The sequence below is a fragment of the Serratia sp. TMDUHS_CL genome (genome assembly GCF_037137105.1).
Lineage (GTDB): Bacteria > Pseudomonadota > Gammaproteobacteria > Enterobacterales > Enterobacteriaceae > Serratia > Serratia nevei.
In genome coordinates this window covers 239,316-257,931 of record NZ_JBBBDV010000002.1, presented here as the reverse complement: position 1 = coordinate 257,931, position 18,616 = coordinate 239,316, and the positions used below count along the sequence as shown (strand labels likewise).

General features: G+C 54.2%; 14 protein-coding genes. 10 read left to right on the top strand and 4 right to left on the bottom strand.

Going from position 1 to position 18,616, the window contains the following annotated elements:
- Window positions 1–112: 112 nt before the first annotated feature.
- The gene (locus tag WCL58_RS04905) at window positions 113–1,180 is read right to left on the bottom strand and encodes a sugar ABC transporter substrate-binding protein (RefSeq protein ID WP_336850647.1); all 1,068 of its coding nucleotides are present in this window, start codon (window positions 1,178–1,180) and stop codon (window positions 113–115) included.
- A 221-nt stretch (window positions 1,181–1,401) separates the two neighbouring features.
- A complete protein-coding gene (gene metG, locus WCL58_RS04900; protein ID WP_197808293.1) occupies window positions 1,402–3,429 on the bottom strand; it encodes a methionine--tRNA ligase in 2,028 nt (675 codons plus the stop codon).
- 159 nt (window positions 3,430–3,588) lie between these two features.
- On the opposite strand from metG, the gene apbC reads away from it, so the two are divergent.
- Complete coding sequence (apbC, locus tag WCL58_RS04895; RefSeq protein WP_336850646.1) at window positions 3,589–4,701, top strand: iron-sulfur cluster carrier protein ApbC; 1,113 nt, start codon at window positions 3,589–3,591, stop codon at window positions 4,699–4,701.
- Between the two features lie 45 nt (window positions 4,702–4,746).
- Here the strand turns inward: apbC and WCL58_RS04890 are convergent, their stop codons facing one another.
- The gene (locus WCL58_RS04890; RefSeq protein WP_202669206.1) at window positions 4,747–5,376 is read right to left on the bottom strand and encodes a phosphatase PAP2 family protein; all 630 of its coding nucleotides are present in this window, start codon (window positions 5,374–5,376) and stop codon (window positions 4,747–4,749) included.
- 232 nt (window positions 5,377–5,608) lie between these two features.
- Here WCL58_RS04890 and udk point away from each other — a divergent pair, with 232 nt between their 5' ends.
- From udk to dcuC, 4 genes are all read left to right on the top strand, one after another.
- Window positions 5,609–6,250 carry a uridine kinase gene (gene udk / locus WCL58_RS04885; protein WP_336850645.1) on the top strand — a complete coding sequence of 214 codons (642 nt, stop codon included), beginning with the start codon at window positions 5,609–5,611 and terminating at the stop codon, window positions 6,248–6,250.
- Between the two features lie 125 nt (window positions 6,251–6,375).
- Window positions 6,376–6,957 carry a dCTP deaminase gene (gene dcd, locus WCL58_RS04880; protein WP_019454407.1) on the top strand — a complete coding sequence of 194 codons (582 nt, stop codon included), beginning with the start codon at window positions 6,376–6,378 and terminating at the stop codon, window positions 6,955–6,957.
- Between the two features lie 44 nt (window positions 6,958–7,001).
- Window positions 7,002–8,834 (top strand): outer membrane assembly protein AsmA, encoded by a 1,833-nt coding sequence (asmA, locus tag WCL58_RS04875; RefSeq protein WP_336850644.1) that lies wholly within the window; start codon window positions 7,002–7,004, stop codon window positions 8,832–8,834.
- Window positions 8,835–9,009: 175 nt separating this feature from the next.
- Entirely contained in the window at window positions 9,010–10,362 is a 1,353-nt protein-coding gene (dcuC, locus tag WCL58_RS04870; RefSeq protein WP_060421426.1) for an anaerobic C4-dicarboxylate transporter DcuC, read from the top strand.
- Window positions 10,363–10,393: 31 nt separating this feature from the next.
- On the opposite strand, the gene WCL58_RS04865 is transcribed toward dcuC, so the two are convergent.
- The gene (locus WCL58_RS04865) at window positions 10,394–11,977 is read right to left on the bottom strand and encodes a TerC family protein (RefSeq protein WP_060421430.1); all 1,584 of its coding nucleotides are present in this window, start codon (window positions 11,975–11,977) and stop codon (window positions 10,394–10,396) included.
- 643 nt (window positions 11,978–12,620) lie between these two features.
- On the opposite strand from WCL58_RS04865, the gene galU reads away from it, so the two are divergent.
- The 5 genes from galU (at window position 12,621) to wzc (ending at window position 18,533) form a co-directional block, all read left to right on the top strand.
- Entirely contained in the window at window positions 12,621–13,520 is a 900-nt protein-coding gene (gene galU, locus WCL58_RS04860) for a UTP--glucose-1-phosphate uridylyltransferase GalU (protein WP_336850642.1), read from the top strand.
- A 40-nt stretch (window positions 13,521–13,560) separates the two neighbouring features.
- Complete coding sequence (locus WCL58_RS04855; RefSeq protein WP_336850640.1) at window positions 13,561–14,454, top strand: sugar phosphate nucleotidyltransferase; 894 nt, start codon at window positions 13,561–13,563, stop codon at window positions 14,452–14,454.
- 298 nt (window positions 14,455–14,752) lie between these two features.
- Window positions 14,753–15,889: a polysaccharide export protein gene (locus WCL58_RS04850; protein WP_336850639.1), complete on the top strand. Its 1,137-nt coding sequence runs from the start codon at window positions 14,753–14,755 to the stop codon at window positions 15,887–15,889.
- 3 nt (window positions 15,890–15,892) lie between these two features.
- Window positions 15,893–16,327 carry an arsenate reductase/protein-tyrosine-phosphatase family protein gene (locus WCL58_RS04845; RefSeq protein ID WP_071934080.1) on the top strand — a complete coding sequence of 145 codons (435 nt, stop codon included), beginning with the start codon at window positions 15,893–15,895 and terminating at the stop codon, window positions 16,325–16,327.
- Between the two features lie 16 nt (window positions 16,328–16,343).
- On the top strand, window positions 16,344–18,533 hold the full coding sequence (wzc, locus tag WCL58_RS04840; protein WP_336850637.1) for a tyrosine-protein kinase Wzc: 2,190 nt from the start codon (window positions 16,344–16,346) through the stop codon (window positions 18,531–18,533).
- Window positions 18,534–18,616 lie beyond the last annotated feature (83 nt).

Here is an 18,616-nt window from a genome sequence, read left to right as displayed (position 1 = left end):
ACAGTTATTGGGCAATGCAGATAACATAGCGTATTTTGGCGAGGACGGAAGGGGAAAGCCTAAAATTAGTTTAAAAACAGAGGCTGCGTCGGCAGCCTCGTCAAAAACAGCATTATTTACCGTGTTCGGCCTGCAGCGTGGCGAACCACGGCTGCACGAAGTCGCTGCTGCTGCCCCAGCCGGGGATGATCTTCGCCAGCCCGGCGACGTTGACCGGCCCCGGCTGCGCCAGCAACAGCGCTTGCGGAATGACCGTCGCTTTGAACTGATAGCTGTCCGGCGTGCTTTCCCCGGCGATCTTGTTGGCCACCAGGCGCAGGTTGACTGCACCGATAAGTTTCGGATCCACCGCCACGCTGACCTGCCACGGGCTGCCGGCTTCGCGCATCAGTTGCAAGTCCTGGTTGGAGATATCGATGCTGTACAGCTTGATCTCGGTGCGGCCGTTCTCTTTCAATGCCTTGTAAGCGCCCAGGGTGAAGGCGTCCCAGGTGCCCCAGATGGCGTCGATCTTGCCTTTCGGGTATTTCGCCAGCACCGCGCCCACTTTATTGGCTGTATCGCCCTGTACGTCGGAGGAGACCGCACCGATCGATTCCAGCTCGTGAATGCCCGGATGCTGTTTCAGCAGCTGCTGATAGGCGGCCTGGCGGCGTTCCATTGGCGGGAAGCCGGCTACCCAGAGTTTGATGATGTTGGCCTGGCCGTTGAAATCCTTCACCAGCTGGCCGAAGGAGGCGTTGGCCAGCGAAGCGTCGTCCTGCTGCGAGACGGTGACGCCGGGAACGCTGCCGCTGACGTCGGTATCGAAAGCCGCGACGGCGATGCCGGCCACCGCGATACGTTTGACCAACTCGGTGGAATAGGGGGCTCGTCCCTGCGAGAGGATGATGCCGTCATATTTCTGGCTGATAGCCTGGTTGACGAAGTCCTGGAAACGCGCGTCGTCGCCGTTGCTGAGGAAGGTGTCCACCTTGAAGCCCAGCTTGCGTCCTTCCTGAATGGCGCCCGCCAAAAATTGCGTGGTGTTGTCGTCGGATCCGAGGTTGCGGATCACCGCGATGCGCACCGGCCCCTGATGCTGAGCGATGGCGGCCGGCACGGCGGCGTTTTCCGCCGCCTGCAGCGGCAGGGCAGCCAGCAGGCTGAGGGCGAGCAGCGAAGTCTTGAGATTTTTCATTATTATAGGCTCCAAAAAAGCGGGTAAACGGTCCCGGTGAAGGTCTGTTATAGCAGTCTTTCTGTCTGGACGTCTATTTGTTGTTGCGGAGCATCATAGCGAGATGCGGCGGGCGAGGGAATCAGAGCGGTTATGACTTTTTCTTACTGTTTATAACGTTGGGTTTGAGGCATTAAAAAGGGCCGAGCAAGCTCGACCCTTGATGTAACGCGCCGGCGCGGTTACTTGACCTGCATGCCAGGCTGCGCGCCGCTGTCCGGGCTCAGCAGGAAGATCTCTTTCCCGCCGGGGCCCGCCGCCATCACCATGCCTTCCGAAACGCCGAAGCGCATTTTGCGCGGCGCCAGGTTGGCGACCATGATGGTCAGGCGGCCTTCCAGCGCTTTCGGATCCGGGTAAGCGGAGCGAATGCCGGAGAAGATCTGGCGCGATTCGCCGCCCAGATCCAACTGCAGCTTCAGCAGTTTGTCGGAGCCTTCGACAAAGTCGGCGCTTTTGATCAGGGCGATGCGCATGTCCACCTTGGCGAAGTCGTCGAAGGTGATGGTTTCCTGAATAGGATCATCGGCCAATGGACCGGTCACCGGCTTGGCGGCGGCCATGTCTTCTTTCGAGGCGTTGACCATTTCGCTGACCTTGTCCAGATCGATGCGGTTGAACAGCGCTTTGAATGCGTTCACCTGGTGGCCCAGCAGCGGCCGCGGGATTGCGTCCCAGCTCAGCTCGGCGTTGAGGAACGCTTCGGCGCGTTCGGTCAGCGAAGGCAGCACCGGCTTCAGGTAAGTCATCAGCACGCGGAACAGGTTGATGCCCATCGAGCAGATGGCCTGCAGATCGGCGTCGCGGCCTTCTTCCTTCGCCACCACCCAAGGTGCCTGCTCATCCACGTAGCGGTTGGCCAGATCGGCCAGCGCCATGATTTCGCGGATCGCGCGGCTGAACTCGCGGCCGGCGTAAGCTTCGGCGATGCTCTGCGCCGCGTCGACGAAGGTCTGGTACAGCGCCGGATCGGCCAGGCTGTCGGCCAGCTTGCCGCCGAAGCGTTTGTTGATAAAGCCGGCGTTACGTGACGCCAGGTTCACCACCTTGTTGACGATGTCGGCGTTTACGCGCTGCACGAAGTCTTCCAGATTGAGATCGATATCATCAATGCGTGAAGAGAGCTTGGCGGCGTAGTAATAGCGCAGGCAGTCGGCGTCCAGATGCTGCAGGTAGGTGCCGGCCTTGATGAAGGTGCCGCGCGACTTGGACATTTTGGCGCCGTTCACCGTCACGTAGCCGTGCACGAACAGGTTGGTCGGTTTGCGGAAATTGCTGCCTTCCAGCATCGCCGGCCAGAACAGGCTGTGGAAGTAGACGATGTCCTTGCCGATAAAGTGATACAGCTCGGTGGTGGAGTCTTTGCGCCAGAACTCGTCGAAGTCCAGATCGCCGCGCTTGTCGCACAGGTTCTTGAAGGAGCCCATGTAGCCGATCGGCGCGTCCAGCCAGACGTAGAAGTATTTGCCCGGCGCATCCGGGATCTCGAAGCCGAAGTAAGGCGCATCGCGGGAGATGTCCCACTGCTGCAGGCCGGATTCGAACCACTCCTGCATCTTGTTCGCCACTTGCTCTTGCAGCGCGCCGGAGCGCGTCCACGCCTGCAGCATTTCGCTGAAGGCCGGCAGGTCGAAGAAGAAGTGCTCGGAGTCGCGCATCACCGGCGTCGCGCCGGAAACCACGGACTTCGGATCGATCAGTTCCGTCGGGCTGTAGGTGGCGCCGCACACTTCGCAGTTATCGCCGTATTGATCCGGCGATTTGCATTTCGGGCAGGTGCCTTTCACGAAACGGTCCGGCAGGAACATGCCTTTCTCCGGATCGTACAGCTGAGAAATGGTACGGTTCTTGATAAAACCGTTTTCTTTCAGGCGGCTGTAAATCAGGGTGGACAGCTCACGGTTTTCATCGCTATGGGTCGAATGGTAGTTGTCATAGCTGATGCCAAAGCCGGCGAAATCCTGTTGGTGCTCCTGGCTCATCTCCGCGATCATTTCTTCCGGTTTCACGCCCAGTTGCTGCGCTTTCAGCATGATCGGCGTGCCGTGCGCGTCGTCCGCGCAGATGAAATGCACTTCGTGGCCGCGCATTCGTTGGTAACGCACCCAGATATCCGCCTGGATGTGCTCGAGCATGTGGCCGAGATGGATGGAACCATTTGCGTACGGTAGCGCGCACGTCACCAATAATTTTTTCGCGACTTGAGCCATAGTGAGAACTTGCTTTCTGTAATGAATAAAAGGGCCTTCGATGTTAACCGATCGCGCCCTTCGCTGCTAGGGCGGTTTCTTGCAGGTTATATGCGCCAGCGGCAGCGCAGTTCTGATATGCTTAGCCGGAAGCTACTCATTCAAAATCAAGGAGCCGGGATGAACGCAAAATCCCCTGAGCAGACCAACCCCGAAGTTCTGCGCGCCCTGGTGACCGGTGTACTGGCCGCCTTTGAACACCCGACGTTGAAAAACAACCTGACCGCATTGAAGGCCATTCATCACTGCGCGTTGCTGGACGATGTACTGCATATCGAACTGACGATGCCGTTTGCCTGGCAGAGCGGTTTTGAGGCGCTGCAGGCGAGCGTCGGCCCCGAGCTGTTGCGCGTGACCGGCGCTTCCGCTATCGACTGGAAGCTGAAACACGACATCACGACGCTGAAACGCGCCAACGGCCAGGCCGGCATCAAAGGCGTGCGCAACATCGTCGCCGTCAGCTCCGGCAAAGGCGGGGTGGGGAAATCCAGCACCGCCGTCAACCTGGCGCTGGCGCTGGCCGCCGAAGGGGCCAAGGTCGGTATTCTGGACGCCGACATTTACGGCCCGTCGATCCCCAACATGCTGGGTACCGAACATGAGCGGCCGACCTCGCCGGACGGTCAGCACATGGCGCCGATCGTGGCGCACGGCCTGGCGACCAACTCCATCGGTTACCTGGTGACCGACGATAACGCCATGGTGTGGCGCGGCCCGATGGCCAGCAAGGCGCTGATGCAGCTGCTGCAGGATACGCTGTGGCCGGATCTGGATTACCTGGTGCTGGACATGCCGCCGGGCACCGGCGACATCCAGCTGACGCTGTCGCAGAACATTCCGGTGACCGGCGCGCTGGTGGTTACCACCCCGCAGGATATCGCTTTGCTGGATGCCGCCAAGGGCATCGTGATGTTCGAGAAAGTGCATGTGCCGGTATTGGGCATCGTGGAGAACATGAGCGTGCACATCTGCAGCAACTGCGGTCACCATGAGCCGATCTTCGGCACCGGCGGCGCCGAGAAGCTGGTGCAGAAATACCACAGCCGTCTGCTGGGGCAGATGCCGCTGCATATCTCGCTGCGCGAAGATCTGGATCGCGGTACGCCGACGGTGATCAGCCGCCCGGACAGCGAATTTGCCGAGATGTATCGCCAGCTCGCCGGCCGCGTGGCCGCGCAGATGTATTGGCAGGGCGAGACGATCCCGACGGAGATTGCGTTCCGCGCGCTGTAATCGGCCTATGGCAATGCAAGAACCCGGCTTAAACGCCGGGTTTTTTTATGGGATACGGGCAGGGTTATGCAAATCCGCGCGGGTATAAGGACGTTCGATTTGCGCGAGCGTTTTGGCGATATGTTCCAGCAACCCCTGGGTGGGGGCCGGCTGCCGCTGCCCCATCAGTGCCAGCGGCAAGGCCAGCGCGATGGCCAAGTGTGGCCAGGAAAGGCGTGGACGAGCCTTAGCGCGTTGCAGCCACAGGAACAGGGCGCTGGCCAGGTAGCCTAAAATCAGCCCGCTGATCACCTCGGATACCGAATGAACGCGAATTTCCAGCCGTGACACGCCGATGGTGAAAGGCAATATCCATCCGGTCAGCAGCGCGAGGCTACGCACTGGATGGGAAAAACGGCCGGTCAACGCCCAGAGTAACGGCGGCCAGATGCTGGCGGCGAGGGCCGAATGGCCGCTGAATCCGGTGAAATCATAACTTGCGTTACCAATACCCCAGCCCATAAAGGCCAGTTTGGACAGGCAGACCAGCCCGCCGGTGAATCCGAAGATCAGCGCCCACTGCCAGCCTGCCGCGCGGGTGGTGGAAGACGTGAGCAGCAATAAAAACAGAATCAGCGCGCAGGGCAGCAGCAGCATGCTGTCGCCGAAAAAAGTCAAAAAATACCAATCCAGCACATCAATCTCCGATGAAGGGGCATGGGGGAGCATAAGTCAGCGCAGGAGTGTATCTTGTTAGCGTGCGTTGCCCTAGCCGTGAGATTCTTAAAATACGACAGTACCGATAAGACGAGATAGCCTGAATTCGCCCGCCGTCGCGCAATATACAGTGGCGCAAACCCTGACGACTCCCTATAATTGTCGCGTTTTAGTTCCCCCCTTCACACTATGAAATCAGGTCTTTAATTTTATGACTGACAATCCGCATCAGTGCGTCATTATTGGTATAGCTGGCGCATCTGCCTCCGGAAAAAGCCTTATTGCCAGCACATTGTACCGCGAACTCCGCGAGCAGGTCGGCGATGAGCACATCGGCGTTATTCCAGAAGACAGTTACTATAAAGACCAGACTCACCTGACCATGGAAGAACGGGTCAAAACCAACTATGACCACCCGAGCGCCATGGATCACAACCTGCTGTTTCTGCATCTGCAGATGCTGAAGGCCGGCAAGGCGATCGAGCTGCCGCTGTACAGCTACACCGAACACACGCGCAAGAAAGAAACCATCCATCTCGAACCTAAAAAAGTGATCATTCTGGAAGGGATCTTGCTGCTGACGGATATCCGCCTGCGCCAGGAAATGAACTTCTCTATCTTTGTCGATACGCCGCTCGATATCTGCCTGATGCGCCGCATGAAGCGCGATGTCAACGAGCGCGGCCGCTCGATGGATTCGGTGATGGCGCAATACCAGAAGACCGTGCGCCCGATGTTCCTACAGTTTATCGAACCTTCCAAACAATACGCCGATATCATCGTCCCACGCGGTGGCAAAAACCGCATCGCGATCGATATTCTGAAAGCCAAAATCAGCCAATTCTTTGAATAATGCCGCTTAATGGCCGGAAATGTGTATTTCCGGCCATTGGCCAACTATTTGCACCCCGGCGTAGACCTTTCGCCCGTTGTGTGGCAATTTTTGTTTAGTTATGCGTTTTGATGGAGAAGAAAGACATGAGACTGTGCGACCGCGATATAGAAGCCTGGCTGGATAGCGAGAAACTGGTGATTTCCCCGCGCCCGCCGCTCGAACGCATCAACGGGGCCACAGTAGATGTCCGTTTGGGCAATCAGTTCCGCGTGTTCAGTGGCCATACCGCGCCTTTTATCGATCTTAGCGGGCCGAAAGACGAAGTCAGCGCCGCGCTGGATCGCGTGATGAGCGACGAGATTGTCCTGCCGGAAGGCGAGGCGTTCTTCCTTCATCCTGGCGAGCTGGCCCTGGCGGTGACGTTCGAATCCGTGACGCTGCCGGACGATCTGGTGGGTTGGCTCGACGGCCGTTCTTCTTTGGCGCGCCTGGGGCTGATGGTGCACGTCACTGCGCACCGTATCGATCCGGGTTGGCACGGCCGCATCGTGCTGGAATTTTACAACTCCGGCAAGCTGCCGCTGGCGCTGCGGCCGGGGATGCTGATCGGGGCCTTGAGCTTTGAGCCATTGTCCGGCCCGGCGGCCCGGCCATACAACAGCCGCCAGGACGCAAAATATCGCGATCAGCAGGGCGCAGTAGCCAGTCGAATCGACAAGGACTAACGGCGCGGAATGCACCGTCGGTGTGGCGCTGACAAGAGGGTGGCATGAGAAGATTACTGACGACATTGGCGATTTTACTGGTGGTCGTGGTGGCGGGGATGTCCGCGCTGGTACTGCTGGTCAATCCGAATGATTTTCGCGGCTACATGGTCAAAAAGGTCGAGCAGAAGAGCGGCTACCAGCTGACGCTCGAAGGCGACCTGCGGTGGCATATCTGGCCGCAGCTCAGCATCCTGGCCGGCCGCATGACGCTAACTGCACCGGGTGCCAAAGCGCCGGTGGTGAGTGCGGAAAACATGCGCCTCGATGTCAAACTGTTGCCGCTGCTGTCGCATCAGCTGTTTGTGAAGCAGGTGATGTTGAAAAACGCGGTTATTCGCCTCACGCCCGACAGCGAAGAGCACTCGCAGGTGGACGCCCCGATCGCACCCGCCGGTAGCGGTACTGACGCGGCAGACGCGGCCTGGAAGTTCGATATCGATAACCTTCGGGTGGTGGACAGCCTGCTGATTTGGCAGCGTGCCGATAACGAACAAATCAATGTCCGGGATATCAATCTCACCCTGCAACAAACGGAGAAACGCCAGGCGCAGCTGGAACTTTCCAGCCGGGTCAACCGCGATCAGCGTGACCTGACCTTCAGCATGGCGGCCGATGTCGATCTGCAGCAGTTCCCACGCCAGATTGGCGCCAAAGTGACCCAGTTCAATTACCAACTGGCGGGCGCGGATATTCTGAACGGCGGTATTCAGGGAGAGGGTAATGCGCAGGTGGTCTATCAGCAGACGCCGGCGCAGATTGCCGTCAGTCAGCTGAACGTCAGCGCCAATAACAGTCAGTTGACCGGCGATATCAGCGCCACGCTGGGACCAGTGCCCGGCTATGTGGTGAACCTCAATTCGGCTAACCTCGATCTCGACGCGCTTTCCGGCTGGCAATCCAGCACCACTACCGCCGAGCAGCCCGCCGTGACTTCCGCGCCGGTGATCGCCAGCCAGGTTGACGATAGGCAGCAAAACCTGGAGGCGCTGCGCGATTTCACTGCACAGTTGAACCTGCAGGCGGCACAGGTAACCTATCGCGGTATGAACGTTGCCCAATTGGCCGTTACGGCAGACAACCAACGCGGCCTGCTGACGTTGCACAAGCTTGCCGGGCAATTGGCCGGCGGAGATTTCTCCTTGCCGGGAACGCTCGACGCGCGCGGCAATAAACCGGTGATAAGCGTGCAACCGGTGCTGAATCAGGTTGAGCTCGGCACGGTGCTCAAGGCATTCGATATGCCGCAGATGCTCACCGGCAAGTTCAGCATGAAAGGGGATCTTACCGGCGATCGCCTCTCTTCACAGGCATTTGAGCGCCGCTGGCGCGGTACGGCGCAGCTGGCGATGCAGGATGCGCAGCTGCACGGCCTGAATATTCAGCAGCTGATTCAGCAGGCGGTGGCGCGTAATGATAACAGCGTACGTGGGCAAGACAGCTATCAGCGCTATACCGAAGTCAAAAGCGTCTCTGCGCAGGCCAGCCTGAATCAGGGCACGGTCAAACTCAGCGGCCTGACGGCGGATTCGCCTTTGCTGGCGTTGACCGGCGCCGGCAGCATCGATATGCCGGGCAAACAGTGCGACATGGCGCTCAACGTGCGCGTCACCGGCGGTTGGCAAGGGCGCGGCGAGCTGATTGAGCAACTGCAAAAAACGCCGATCCCGCTGCGGGTCTATGGGCCTTGGCAACAGCTGAATTATCAACTGCAGGTCGATCAAGTGCTGCGCAAAACGCTGCAGGATCGGGCCAAGGATGCGTTGAACAAATGGGCTGAAAAGAACAAGGATTCGCGCGAAGGCCAGGATCTGAAGAAGCTGCTCGACAAGCTGTAATCTCCTCAGGCGCGGGCCGCATTGTGGCCCGCGTCAATCTCGATGTTTCCCGCGATAATTTCTCTCCGTTACCTTGATGAAGGTCATGAAGACTCGCGCGCAGTTTGTGCAGAGTAAGGGACTGTTCTGCTATGACTATGCGCCTGAGCGCGAAAACATGACGAGTTGAGGAAACATGATAGAGCTTCTTATTGGCGCCGTAGTGGCGGCGGGCGTGGGCCGTTACATCATCAAGGGGTATTCCGCCACCGGCGTCTTGATGGTGGGCGGGTTACTGCTGCTCGGTATCAGCGCCCTAATGGGGAAAACGCTGTTGCCGTCCGGCGCCGCGTCTACCGGCTGGCGCGCGACCGATATTATCGAATACGTCAAGATCTTGCTGATGAGCCGCGGCGGCGATCTGGGCATGATGATCATGATGCTGTGCGGTTTCGCCGCTTACATGACGCATATCGGCGCCAACGACGTGGTCGTCAAGCTGGCCTCGCGCCCGTTGCAGATGATCAACTCGCCTTATCTGCTGATGGTGGCGGCCTATTTTGTCGCTTGCCTGATGTCATTGGCGGTCTCTTCCGCCACTGGCCTCGGCGTATTGCTGATGGCGACGCTGTTCCCGTTGATGGTGAACGTTGGCATCAGCCGCGGGGCGGCGGCGGCCATTTGCGCTTCGCCGGCGGCGATTATCCTGGCGCCGACCTCTGGCGACGTGGTGCTGGCGGCCAAGGCGGCGGAGATGCCGCTGGTGGACTTCGCGTTCAAAACCACGCTGCCGATCTCGATTGCCGCCATCGTCTGCATGGCCGTGGCGCACTTTTTCTGGCAGCGCTATCTCGACAAAAAGAACAATGAACAGCATCACATCATGGACGTCAGCGAAATCAACACCCACGCGCCGGGGTTCTATGCGATTTTGCCGTTTACGCCGATCCTCGGCGTGCTGATTTTCGACGGAAAATGGGGGCCGGAGCTGCATATCATTACCGTACTGGTCGGGTGCATACTGTTGGCGGCCGTGATCGAGTTTGTGCGCAGCTTCAGCGCCAAACAGGTATTCAGCGGCCTGGAAGTGGCCTATCGCGGCATGGCGGACGCTTTCGCCAGCGTGGTGATGCTGCTGGTGGCCGCGGGTGTGTTCGCGCAGGGGCTGAGCACCGTTGGCTTTATCAGCGGCTTGATCGGGCTGGCGCAGTCGTTCGGCACCGGTGGTTTGATCATGATGTTGGTGCTGGTGGTGATCACCATGCTGGCGGCCATGACTACCGGTTCCGGCAATGCGCCGTTTTATGCGTTTGTCGAACTGATCCCGAAACTGGCGGCGCAGATGGGCGTGAATCCGGCCTATCTGGTAATCCCGATGCTGCAGGCGTCTAACCTTGGCCGCACGCTGTCGCCGGTCTCCGGCGTGGTGGTGGCGGTTTCCGGCATGGCGAAAATCTCGCCGTTCGAAGTGGTGAAACGCACTTCGGTGCCGGTAATTGTCGGGTTGGTGGTGGTGATCGTGGCGACCGAGCTGTTGGTTCCCCAGTAAAAGAAAGGCCGGGCGATGCCCGGCCTCAATGCTAAACCTCGTAGTCCTCCGGTGGGGGAGGCGGGGTGATCTTCACTTTCAGAATGCGGTGGCTGTTAACCTCCAGCGGTTCGAACAGATAGTCACCGATCTTGATTTGCTCGCCTTCTTGCGGCACACGCTGGCTGTGTTCCATCAGCAGCCCCGCCAGCGTGTGGTATTCGCGTTTTTCTTCCAGCGGCATCGGCAGGTACAGCACCAGATCTTCCAGCGGCATATAGCCGTTGGCAATCCAGCTGCCGTCTTCGTTTTGCTGAATGTCATGGCGTGCGTCCACCTCTTCGCCGGCCTCCGGCAGATTGCCGGCGATGGTTTCCATCACGTCCGTCAGGGTGACGATACCTTCGACGGAACCGAACTCGTCGACCACAAAGGCAAAGTGCGTCTGCGCCTGGCGGAACTGTTCCAGGGCGCTTAACAGCGTGAGCTGTTCCGGGAAGATCAGCGGTTGGCGTATCAGCGCGCGCAGATCCAACGGCGCCTGCGCCAACTGCTGTTTGAGGACGTCGATAGTATGGATAACGCCCAGCGGTTCGTCGCTGGCGCTGCTTTCCACCACCACGATGCGCGTGTGCTGATTACGCTCCAGCAATTGCGTCAGTTTCTCCTGCGGATCGTTCAGCTCGAGGTATTCGACGTCGTGACGCGAAGTCATGATGCTGCTGACCGTGCGCTGCGCCATGCCCAGCACGCGTTCGATCATGCGCCGTTCTTGCTGATTGAAGATCTCGCCGTTTTCGCTGTCGCTGTCCGCCAGCAGGTTGGCGGAGTGGCTGTCGACCTCCGCTTCTTCGTGTTTACCGCTCAGCATGCGCAGTACCGCCTCGGCGGTGCGCTCGCGCAGTGGCCGCACCTTCGACAGGAAGCGCCGGCGGTTGAACTGGGCCAGTTGGTTCAAGGCTTCGATCATCACCGAGAAGCCGATCGCCGCGTAGAGGTAACCTTTCGGAATGTGATAGCCGAAGCCCTCCGCCACTAGGCTAAAACCGATCATCAACAGGAAGCTCAGGCACAGGATAACGATAGTCGGGTGTGCGTTGACGAAGCGCGTCAGGGGCTTGCTGGCCAGCAGCATCAGGCCAATGGCGATACAGACCGCGATCATCATCACCGCCAGGTGGTCGACCATGCCGACTGCGGTGATCACCGAGTCGAGTGAGAAAACGGCGTCCAGCACCACGATCTGGGCCACCACCGGCCAGAAACGCGCGCCCTTGCGTGTGCCGTGCTGCTCTTCATCCTTGCCCTCCAGCCGTTCGTTCAGCTCCATGGTAGCCTTGAACAGCAGGAATATCCCGCCGACCAGCATGATCAGATCGCGGCCGCTGAAGGGGTGCTCCGCGACGATGAACATCGGTTTGGTCAGCGTCGCCAGCCACGAGATGGAAGCGAGCAGCGCCAGGCGCATGACCAGCGCCAGCAACAGACCGACGACACGAGCCTTATCTCTTTGTTGTTTTGGTAGTTTGTCCGCCAGAATGGCGATGAAGACAAGGTTGTCTATACCCAGAACGATTTCCAGCACGACCAATGTGGCCAGGCCGGCCCAAATTGTTGGATCAGCGATCCATTCCATACGCCCAATTTCACCTGTAAGTTCTACGGCTTATGCCGCACGGGAATGATGGGCGCTGAGGCGGCAAAATTCAACTTTAATCAGAGGAAGTGAATGAAAACGGGGTATTTCGGCAGAAAAAGCATCCAATAATTTAAAGCACATTCAGGTGTATCTGGCATCACGGGGAAACGGTGTATGAGAATGCCAACTGGGCTGTTCATAAAAAACACATGCTTTAAACATCAATAATATCAACGTATTGAAATAGGTTTCTTATGCTATTATTTGCATGGCTCCAGCACGTTAGTAGTCTTATTCTGAAAACACCTAGCCACGGGTATCTAAGGCTTGTATCAGCAAGTCAATAGTATAAGAATCTTAGCCATATAAGCGAAGATAACTCGCGTTTTTTGGTTATAAGGGCATAGATTCTCGTTGTTCTTCAAACTGCGAAATACCAACGTGTGATGCGTGCTCTTTGTCATGTACAGAAGCGTGCTTAGCGTTCATTGGATTGCGTACAGGAATTTTCATAACAGCGTTTTGGCAGCTATAAGCCAAGGGCGGTAGCGTGTCTAATCGAATTGTTTGCGCTGCGATATTTTGCCTAAAATCCGTTTTTTATACTATATAAATCAGTTAATTGCTTGTGGAAGTGGAAATGCAGAAAAGACTGAAAGCTGTGATCCCAGTGGCGGGTTTAGGAACTCGTATGTTGCCGGCAACCAAGGCAATCCCTAAAGAAATGTTGCCGGTGGTCGATAAGCCACTTATCCAATACATTGTCGGTGAGTGTGTCGCCGCCGGCATTAAGGATATCGTGCTGGTCACCCACTCTTCGAAAAATGCGATTGAAAACCATTTTGACACTTCTTTCGAGTTGGAAGCGGTGCTGGAAGCTCGTGTAAAACGTCAGTTACTGGCTGAAGTGCAAAACATTTGTCCGCCGGATGTGACCGTGATGCAGGTGCGTCAGGGGCAAGCGAAAGGGCTCGGGCATGCGGTATTGTGTGCGAAACCCATGGTAGGGGATTCCCCTTTTGTCGTCTTGCTGCCAGATGTGTTGTTGGATGATGCAACCGCGGATCTTCGTAAAGAAAACCTGGCTAAAATGATCCAACGCTTTGAGGCTACAGGGTGCAGCCAAATCATGGTTGAACCGGTACCAGAGCAGGATGTGTCGAAATATGGCGTAGTGGATTGTGCGGGAGTAGCACTGGTTGCTGGTGAAAGTGCGCCGATGTCTGCCGTGGTTGAAAAACCCGCACGCGAGGAAGCGCCATCGAACCTGGCGGTTGTGGGGCGCTACATGCTTTCCGCCGCTATTTGGCCGTTGCTCGAGAAAACGCCTCCAGGCGCGGGCGATGAGATCCAGTTGACCGACGCTATCGCCATGCTGATGGATGAGCAAAGAGTGGAAGCCTTCCATATGAGCGGTAAATCACACGACTGCGGCGATAAACTTGGTTATATGAAGGCCTTTGTGCAATACGGTCTACGCCATGCCACTGAAGGTGAAGATTTCTCGCGATGGTTGAAGCTGGCCTTGAATAACAACTAACATGTGGCTGAGTACGTTCACAAGATTGAAGAGGACGAGCATGACGAAGTTGAAAGCTGTCATTCCTGTCGCTGGCCTTGGCATGCATATGCTACCGGCGACCAAAGCGATTCCTAAAGAGATGTTGCCGATCGTCGATAAGCCTTTGATTCAATATATTGTTAATGAGTGCGTAGCGGCAGGTATCAAAGAGATCATTCTGGTTACGCATTCATCTAAAAATGCAATAGAAAACCATTTCGATACGTCCTTTGAATTGGAAGCGATGCTCGAGGCACGCGTTAAGCGCCAGTTGTTGGATGAAGTCCAATCGATAACGCCGAAAGGCGTAACGTTGATGCATATTAGGCAAGGGCAACCTAAAGGGCTGGGTCATGCGGTACTTTGTGCCAAACCATTGATCGGAGAGTCTCCTTTCGTGGTGCTGTTGCCGGATGTGCTGCTTGACGATGCCAAAGCCGATCTGAAAAAAGATAACCTGGCTCACCTCATTTCCCGCTTCGAAGAGACGGGTTTGAGTCAGGTATTGATCCAACCCGTGGATGAGCATGTTTTGCGCGACTATTCTGTTGTGGAGTGCCAGAACAATGCGTTGCGACAAGGTGAATCCTCACCCATTACCGCGATTATCGAAAAACCGGACAGCGGTGTTCAACTGAAATCCAACTATTCAGCCGTTGGGCGCTACGTGCTTTCAGCCGCTATCTGGCCCATTTTGGAAAAAACCGAGCCGGGTGCCTGGGGGCGCATTCAGTTGACGGACGCGATTGCCGAATTGCTGAAACATCAGACGGTAGAGGCCACTGAGTTGGTTGGCGAGTCGTTTAACTGCGGCGAGAAGATGGGCTACTTGCGGGCATTCGTGACGTATGGCTTACGCCATCCAACGCAAGGGAAGGCCTTCCGTGAGTGGGCGGAGCAACTCTCTCTGTAGAGTTTATCAATTGCCTTTATGATGGCTGGTTTGGAGCGATATCCGACCGGCCACTGCTATGTTTAGGCAAAAACGACGGTGCTTATGCTGCTCTTTTTATTTAAGAACTATGCAATAATGCTCCTACAGTTTTAAGTCTAACAAATCTGAATTCAACGCTTGCTCAATGACCGTGCATTTTAGGGTGTACTCATGCGAGCATTGATAACTCATTTCGCTAAGTGCCGCGGTAGGCGCCATGGTTGGCCTGGGGCTTGGCATTACATGCATTTTTTACTTTGAAAGTGATGATAACTCGATGGCAAAAAAACAATGGAAACTGATACCGCTTCTGGTATCTATCAGTGTGGTTAGCGGCTGTACTATCGTGCCGGGCTCTCATCTTTCAACTAGTGGTAAAGATGTCGTAAAACAGCAAGATAGCGATTTTGATCTCGACAAGCTGGTTAATATTTACCCATTGACACCTGGCCTTATCGAGAAGTTACGGTCGAAACCAGTGGTTGCACAGCCTAATTCTTCGTTAGAACGTGAATTGCAGAATTACGAATACCGTATTGGCGTCGGCGATGTGCTGATGGTGACCGTATGGGATCACCCAGAACTGACAACGCCAGCGGGGCAATACCGCAGTGCCAGTGATACCGGTAACTGGGTCAACTCGGACGGGACTATTTTCTATCCGTATATTGGCAAGGTGAAAGTTGCAGGAAAGACGGTCAGTCAGGTGCGCAGTGATATTGCCGGCCGTCTCGCTCAGTATATCGAGAGCCCGCAAGTTGACGTCAGCATCGCTGCTTTCCGTTCGCAGAAAGTTTATGTGACCGGTGAGGTCGAGAAATCAGGTCAACAACCTATTACGAACGTCCCATTGACGATTATGGACGCTGTGAATGCTGCGGGTGGGCTGAGCGCAAATGCTGATTGGCGAAATGTGGTATTAACGCACAATGGCAAAGAGCATCGTATATCTCTGCAAGCATTGATGCAGAAGGGTGACCTTACACAGAATCATCTGCTTTATCCAGGTGACATTCTGTACATCCCACGCAATGACGATCTGAAAGTATTTGTGATGGGAGAAGTGAAAAAGCAGTCTACCTTGCGTATGGATCGGAGTGGGATGACCTTAACCGAAGCCTTGGGGAACGCGGAGGGGATGGATCAGGCAATGTCTGATGCAACGGGTGTCTTCGTTATCCGGCCTCTGCGTGGAAGTGACGGGAAGAAGATTGCCAACATTTATCAGTTAAACGCCGCCGATGCTTCTGCGCTTGTTATGGGCACAGAATTCCAATTGCAGCCTTACGATATTGTCTATGTGACAACCGCGCCTGTAGTTCGTTGGAATCGTGTGATTACCCAGTTGGTACCGACCATTACCGGCGTACACGATATGACCGAAACGGTACGGTTTATCAAACAGTGGAATTGACAAATGTTTGATTCAATCTTGGTGGTTTGTGTAGGTAATATTTGCCGTTCCCCTACAGGGGAACATTTGTTGAAAAACTTATTACCTACGAAGAACATTGCTTCTGCAGGACTTGGTGCATTAGTTGGAAAACCCGCAGATCCATCAGCGGTTGATGTTGCGTTAAAGAATGGAACTTCTCTTGAGGGCCATGTTGCACAGCAACTAACAGCATCTATGTGTCGTGAATATGATCTCATACTTGTTATGGAGAAAGGCCATATTGACGCGGTCTGCCGTATAGCTCCGGAAGTTAGAGGAAAAACGATGTTGTTTGGCCATTGGCTGATGCAGCGTGAAATTGCTGATCCATATCGCCAGAGCCGTGAAGCCTTTGAATTTGTTTACCAGCTTCTTGATGAGTCTGCTAGAAAGTGGGCCAACGCATTAAGCCGATAGTCATTCAGGATATCCAATGTCAGAAAAAACAAAAGTAAGTAATGCGAGTAACGATAAGTCCGATGGGGTAGATTTAACTCGCATTGTAGGTGAGGCAATAGATAACCGTTGGCTTATTATTGGGACAACGGCTATTTTCTTAACATTAGGCATACTATATAGCATTTTCGCTACACCAATTTATAAAGCTGATGCTTTGGTTCAGGTAGAGCAAAGTGTTGGTAACTCGTTGCTGAATAATATCAGTCAAATGTTGCCAACAAGTCAGCCTGAGTCGGCTCCAGAAATCGAACTTCTCAAGTCGCGAATGATTCTGGGAAAGACAGTCAATGAATTAAACTTACAAATAGTCGTCAAGGAAAAGTACTTTCCGATAGTTGGCAAAGGATTTGCGCGATTAAGCGGCGAGAAGCCAGGTGAGTTAGCTATTTCTAAGCTTACTGTTCCCTCATCTTGGGAAGAGAGTGATTATATTACGCTGACAGTGGGTGATGACTCTAGTTTTACTCTTAGCAAAGATGGCGATGAGTTTGCTAAAGGTAAAATTGGTCAGCTTGTCACTAAAGCTGATGATTTCTCTATACAAGTAGATGATATTCGTGCTGATGCAGGCACGAAATTTAAAGTGTATAAGATCAGTGAACTTGAAGCGGTCAATAATTTACTAGAGCAGCTTGATGTAGCTGATAAAGGAAAAGATACGGGGATTCTTGCTTTGTCAATGACGGGTGAAAATCCTGTCTTAATAAGAGAGACTCTTCAATCTATTACGCAGAACTATTTAGAACAGAATGTTGCACGGAAGTCTGAAGAGGATGCGAGAAGTTTAGATTTTTTGAAAGAACAACTGCCGAAAATTCGAGCTGGCTTGGATGGGGCTGAAGAGAAACTAAACCAATACAGACAGAAAAAAGACTCTGTTGACCTTTCACTTGAAGCAAAGTCGGTACTGGATACTATCGTATCTGTCGATTCTCAGTTGAATGAGTTGACGTTCAAAGAGGCGGAAATCTCTAAGTTGTATACTAAAGAGCATCCATCATACAAAGCTCTTTTAGAGAAGCGTAATACACTGGAAAAAGAAAGAGACAGATTGAATAAGCGTGTAAACGCAATGCCTGAAACACAGCAAGAAATCTTGCGATTGAGCCGTGACGTTCAGTCTGGGCAAGCCGTATACATGCAGTTGTTAAATAAAGATCAAGAGTTACGCATTTCAAAAGCCAGTACTGTCGGCAATGTACGCATCATTGACCAAGCGATGGTGCAGCCAAAACCAGTAGAACCAAAGAAAATTGTGGTCATACTGGTAAGTATGATTCTTGGAACTTTCTTCTCCTTTGCTTATGTATTATTACGTTCATTCCTTCATCGTGGCATTGAAAGCCCTGAACAACTGGAAGAGCTTGGCATAAATGTATATGCAAGTGTGCCGCTTTCTGAATGGCAACGTAAAAAAGATCTCGACTTTGCTAATAAGATAAAGGGTAAAAAGAAGAATACAGATGCGAATACCTTGCTAGCATTTGGTAATCCGGCTGATCTGGCCATTGAGGCTATTCGCAGCCTGCGAACCAGTTTGCATTTTGCCATGATGGAAGCGAAGAATAATGTCTTAATGATATCAGGCGCGAGTCCTGGGATCGGTAAGACATTTATCAGTGCGAACTTGGCTGCAGTTGTCGCGAAATCTGGTCAACGCGTGTTGTTTATCGATAGTGATATGCGTAAAGGCTATGCTCACGAGCTAGTAGGGCTTGCGGGAAATAATGGGCTATCAGATATTTTATCTGGAAAGCTTGATTATAAATCTGCAATTAAGTCTGTCGGTGAAGGTGGTTTTGACTTTATCTCTAGAGGCCAGATACCTCCGAATCCTTCCGAGCTTTTGATGCACTCGCGTTTTTCCACGCTTCTGAGTGAGGTATCAAAAGACTACGATTTAGTATTGGTCGATACGCCACCTATTCTTGCGGTCACGGATGCCGCCATCATAGGAAAGCATGCAGGTACGTCGCTCGTAGTTGCCAGATTCGAAGTCAATACTCCGAAAGAAATTGATATCAGTATCCGTCGGTTCGAACAAAATGGCATCGAAATAAAAGGCGTGATCTTGAACGCTGTAATAAGAAAAGCGATAAACTACTATAACTATGGTTATGATTATTACGACTATAGTTATGAAGATAAGAAAAGCCGGAGTTAATTGGCGAAAAACGGAAGACGGCATTAGATGATTTTAATGCCGTCTTCGACTATATACAGAGTAGTCACTTGATTTCCCTGTGA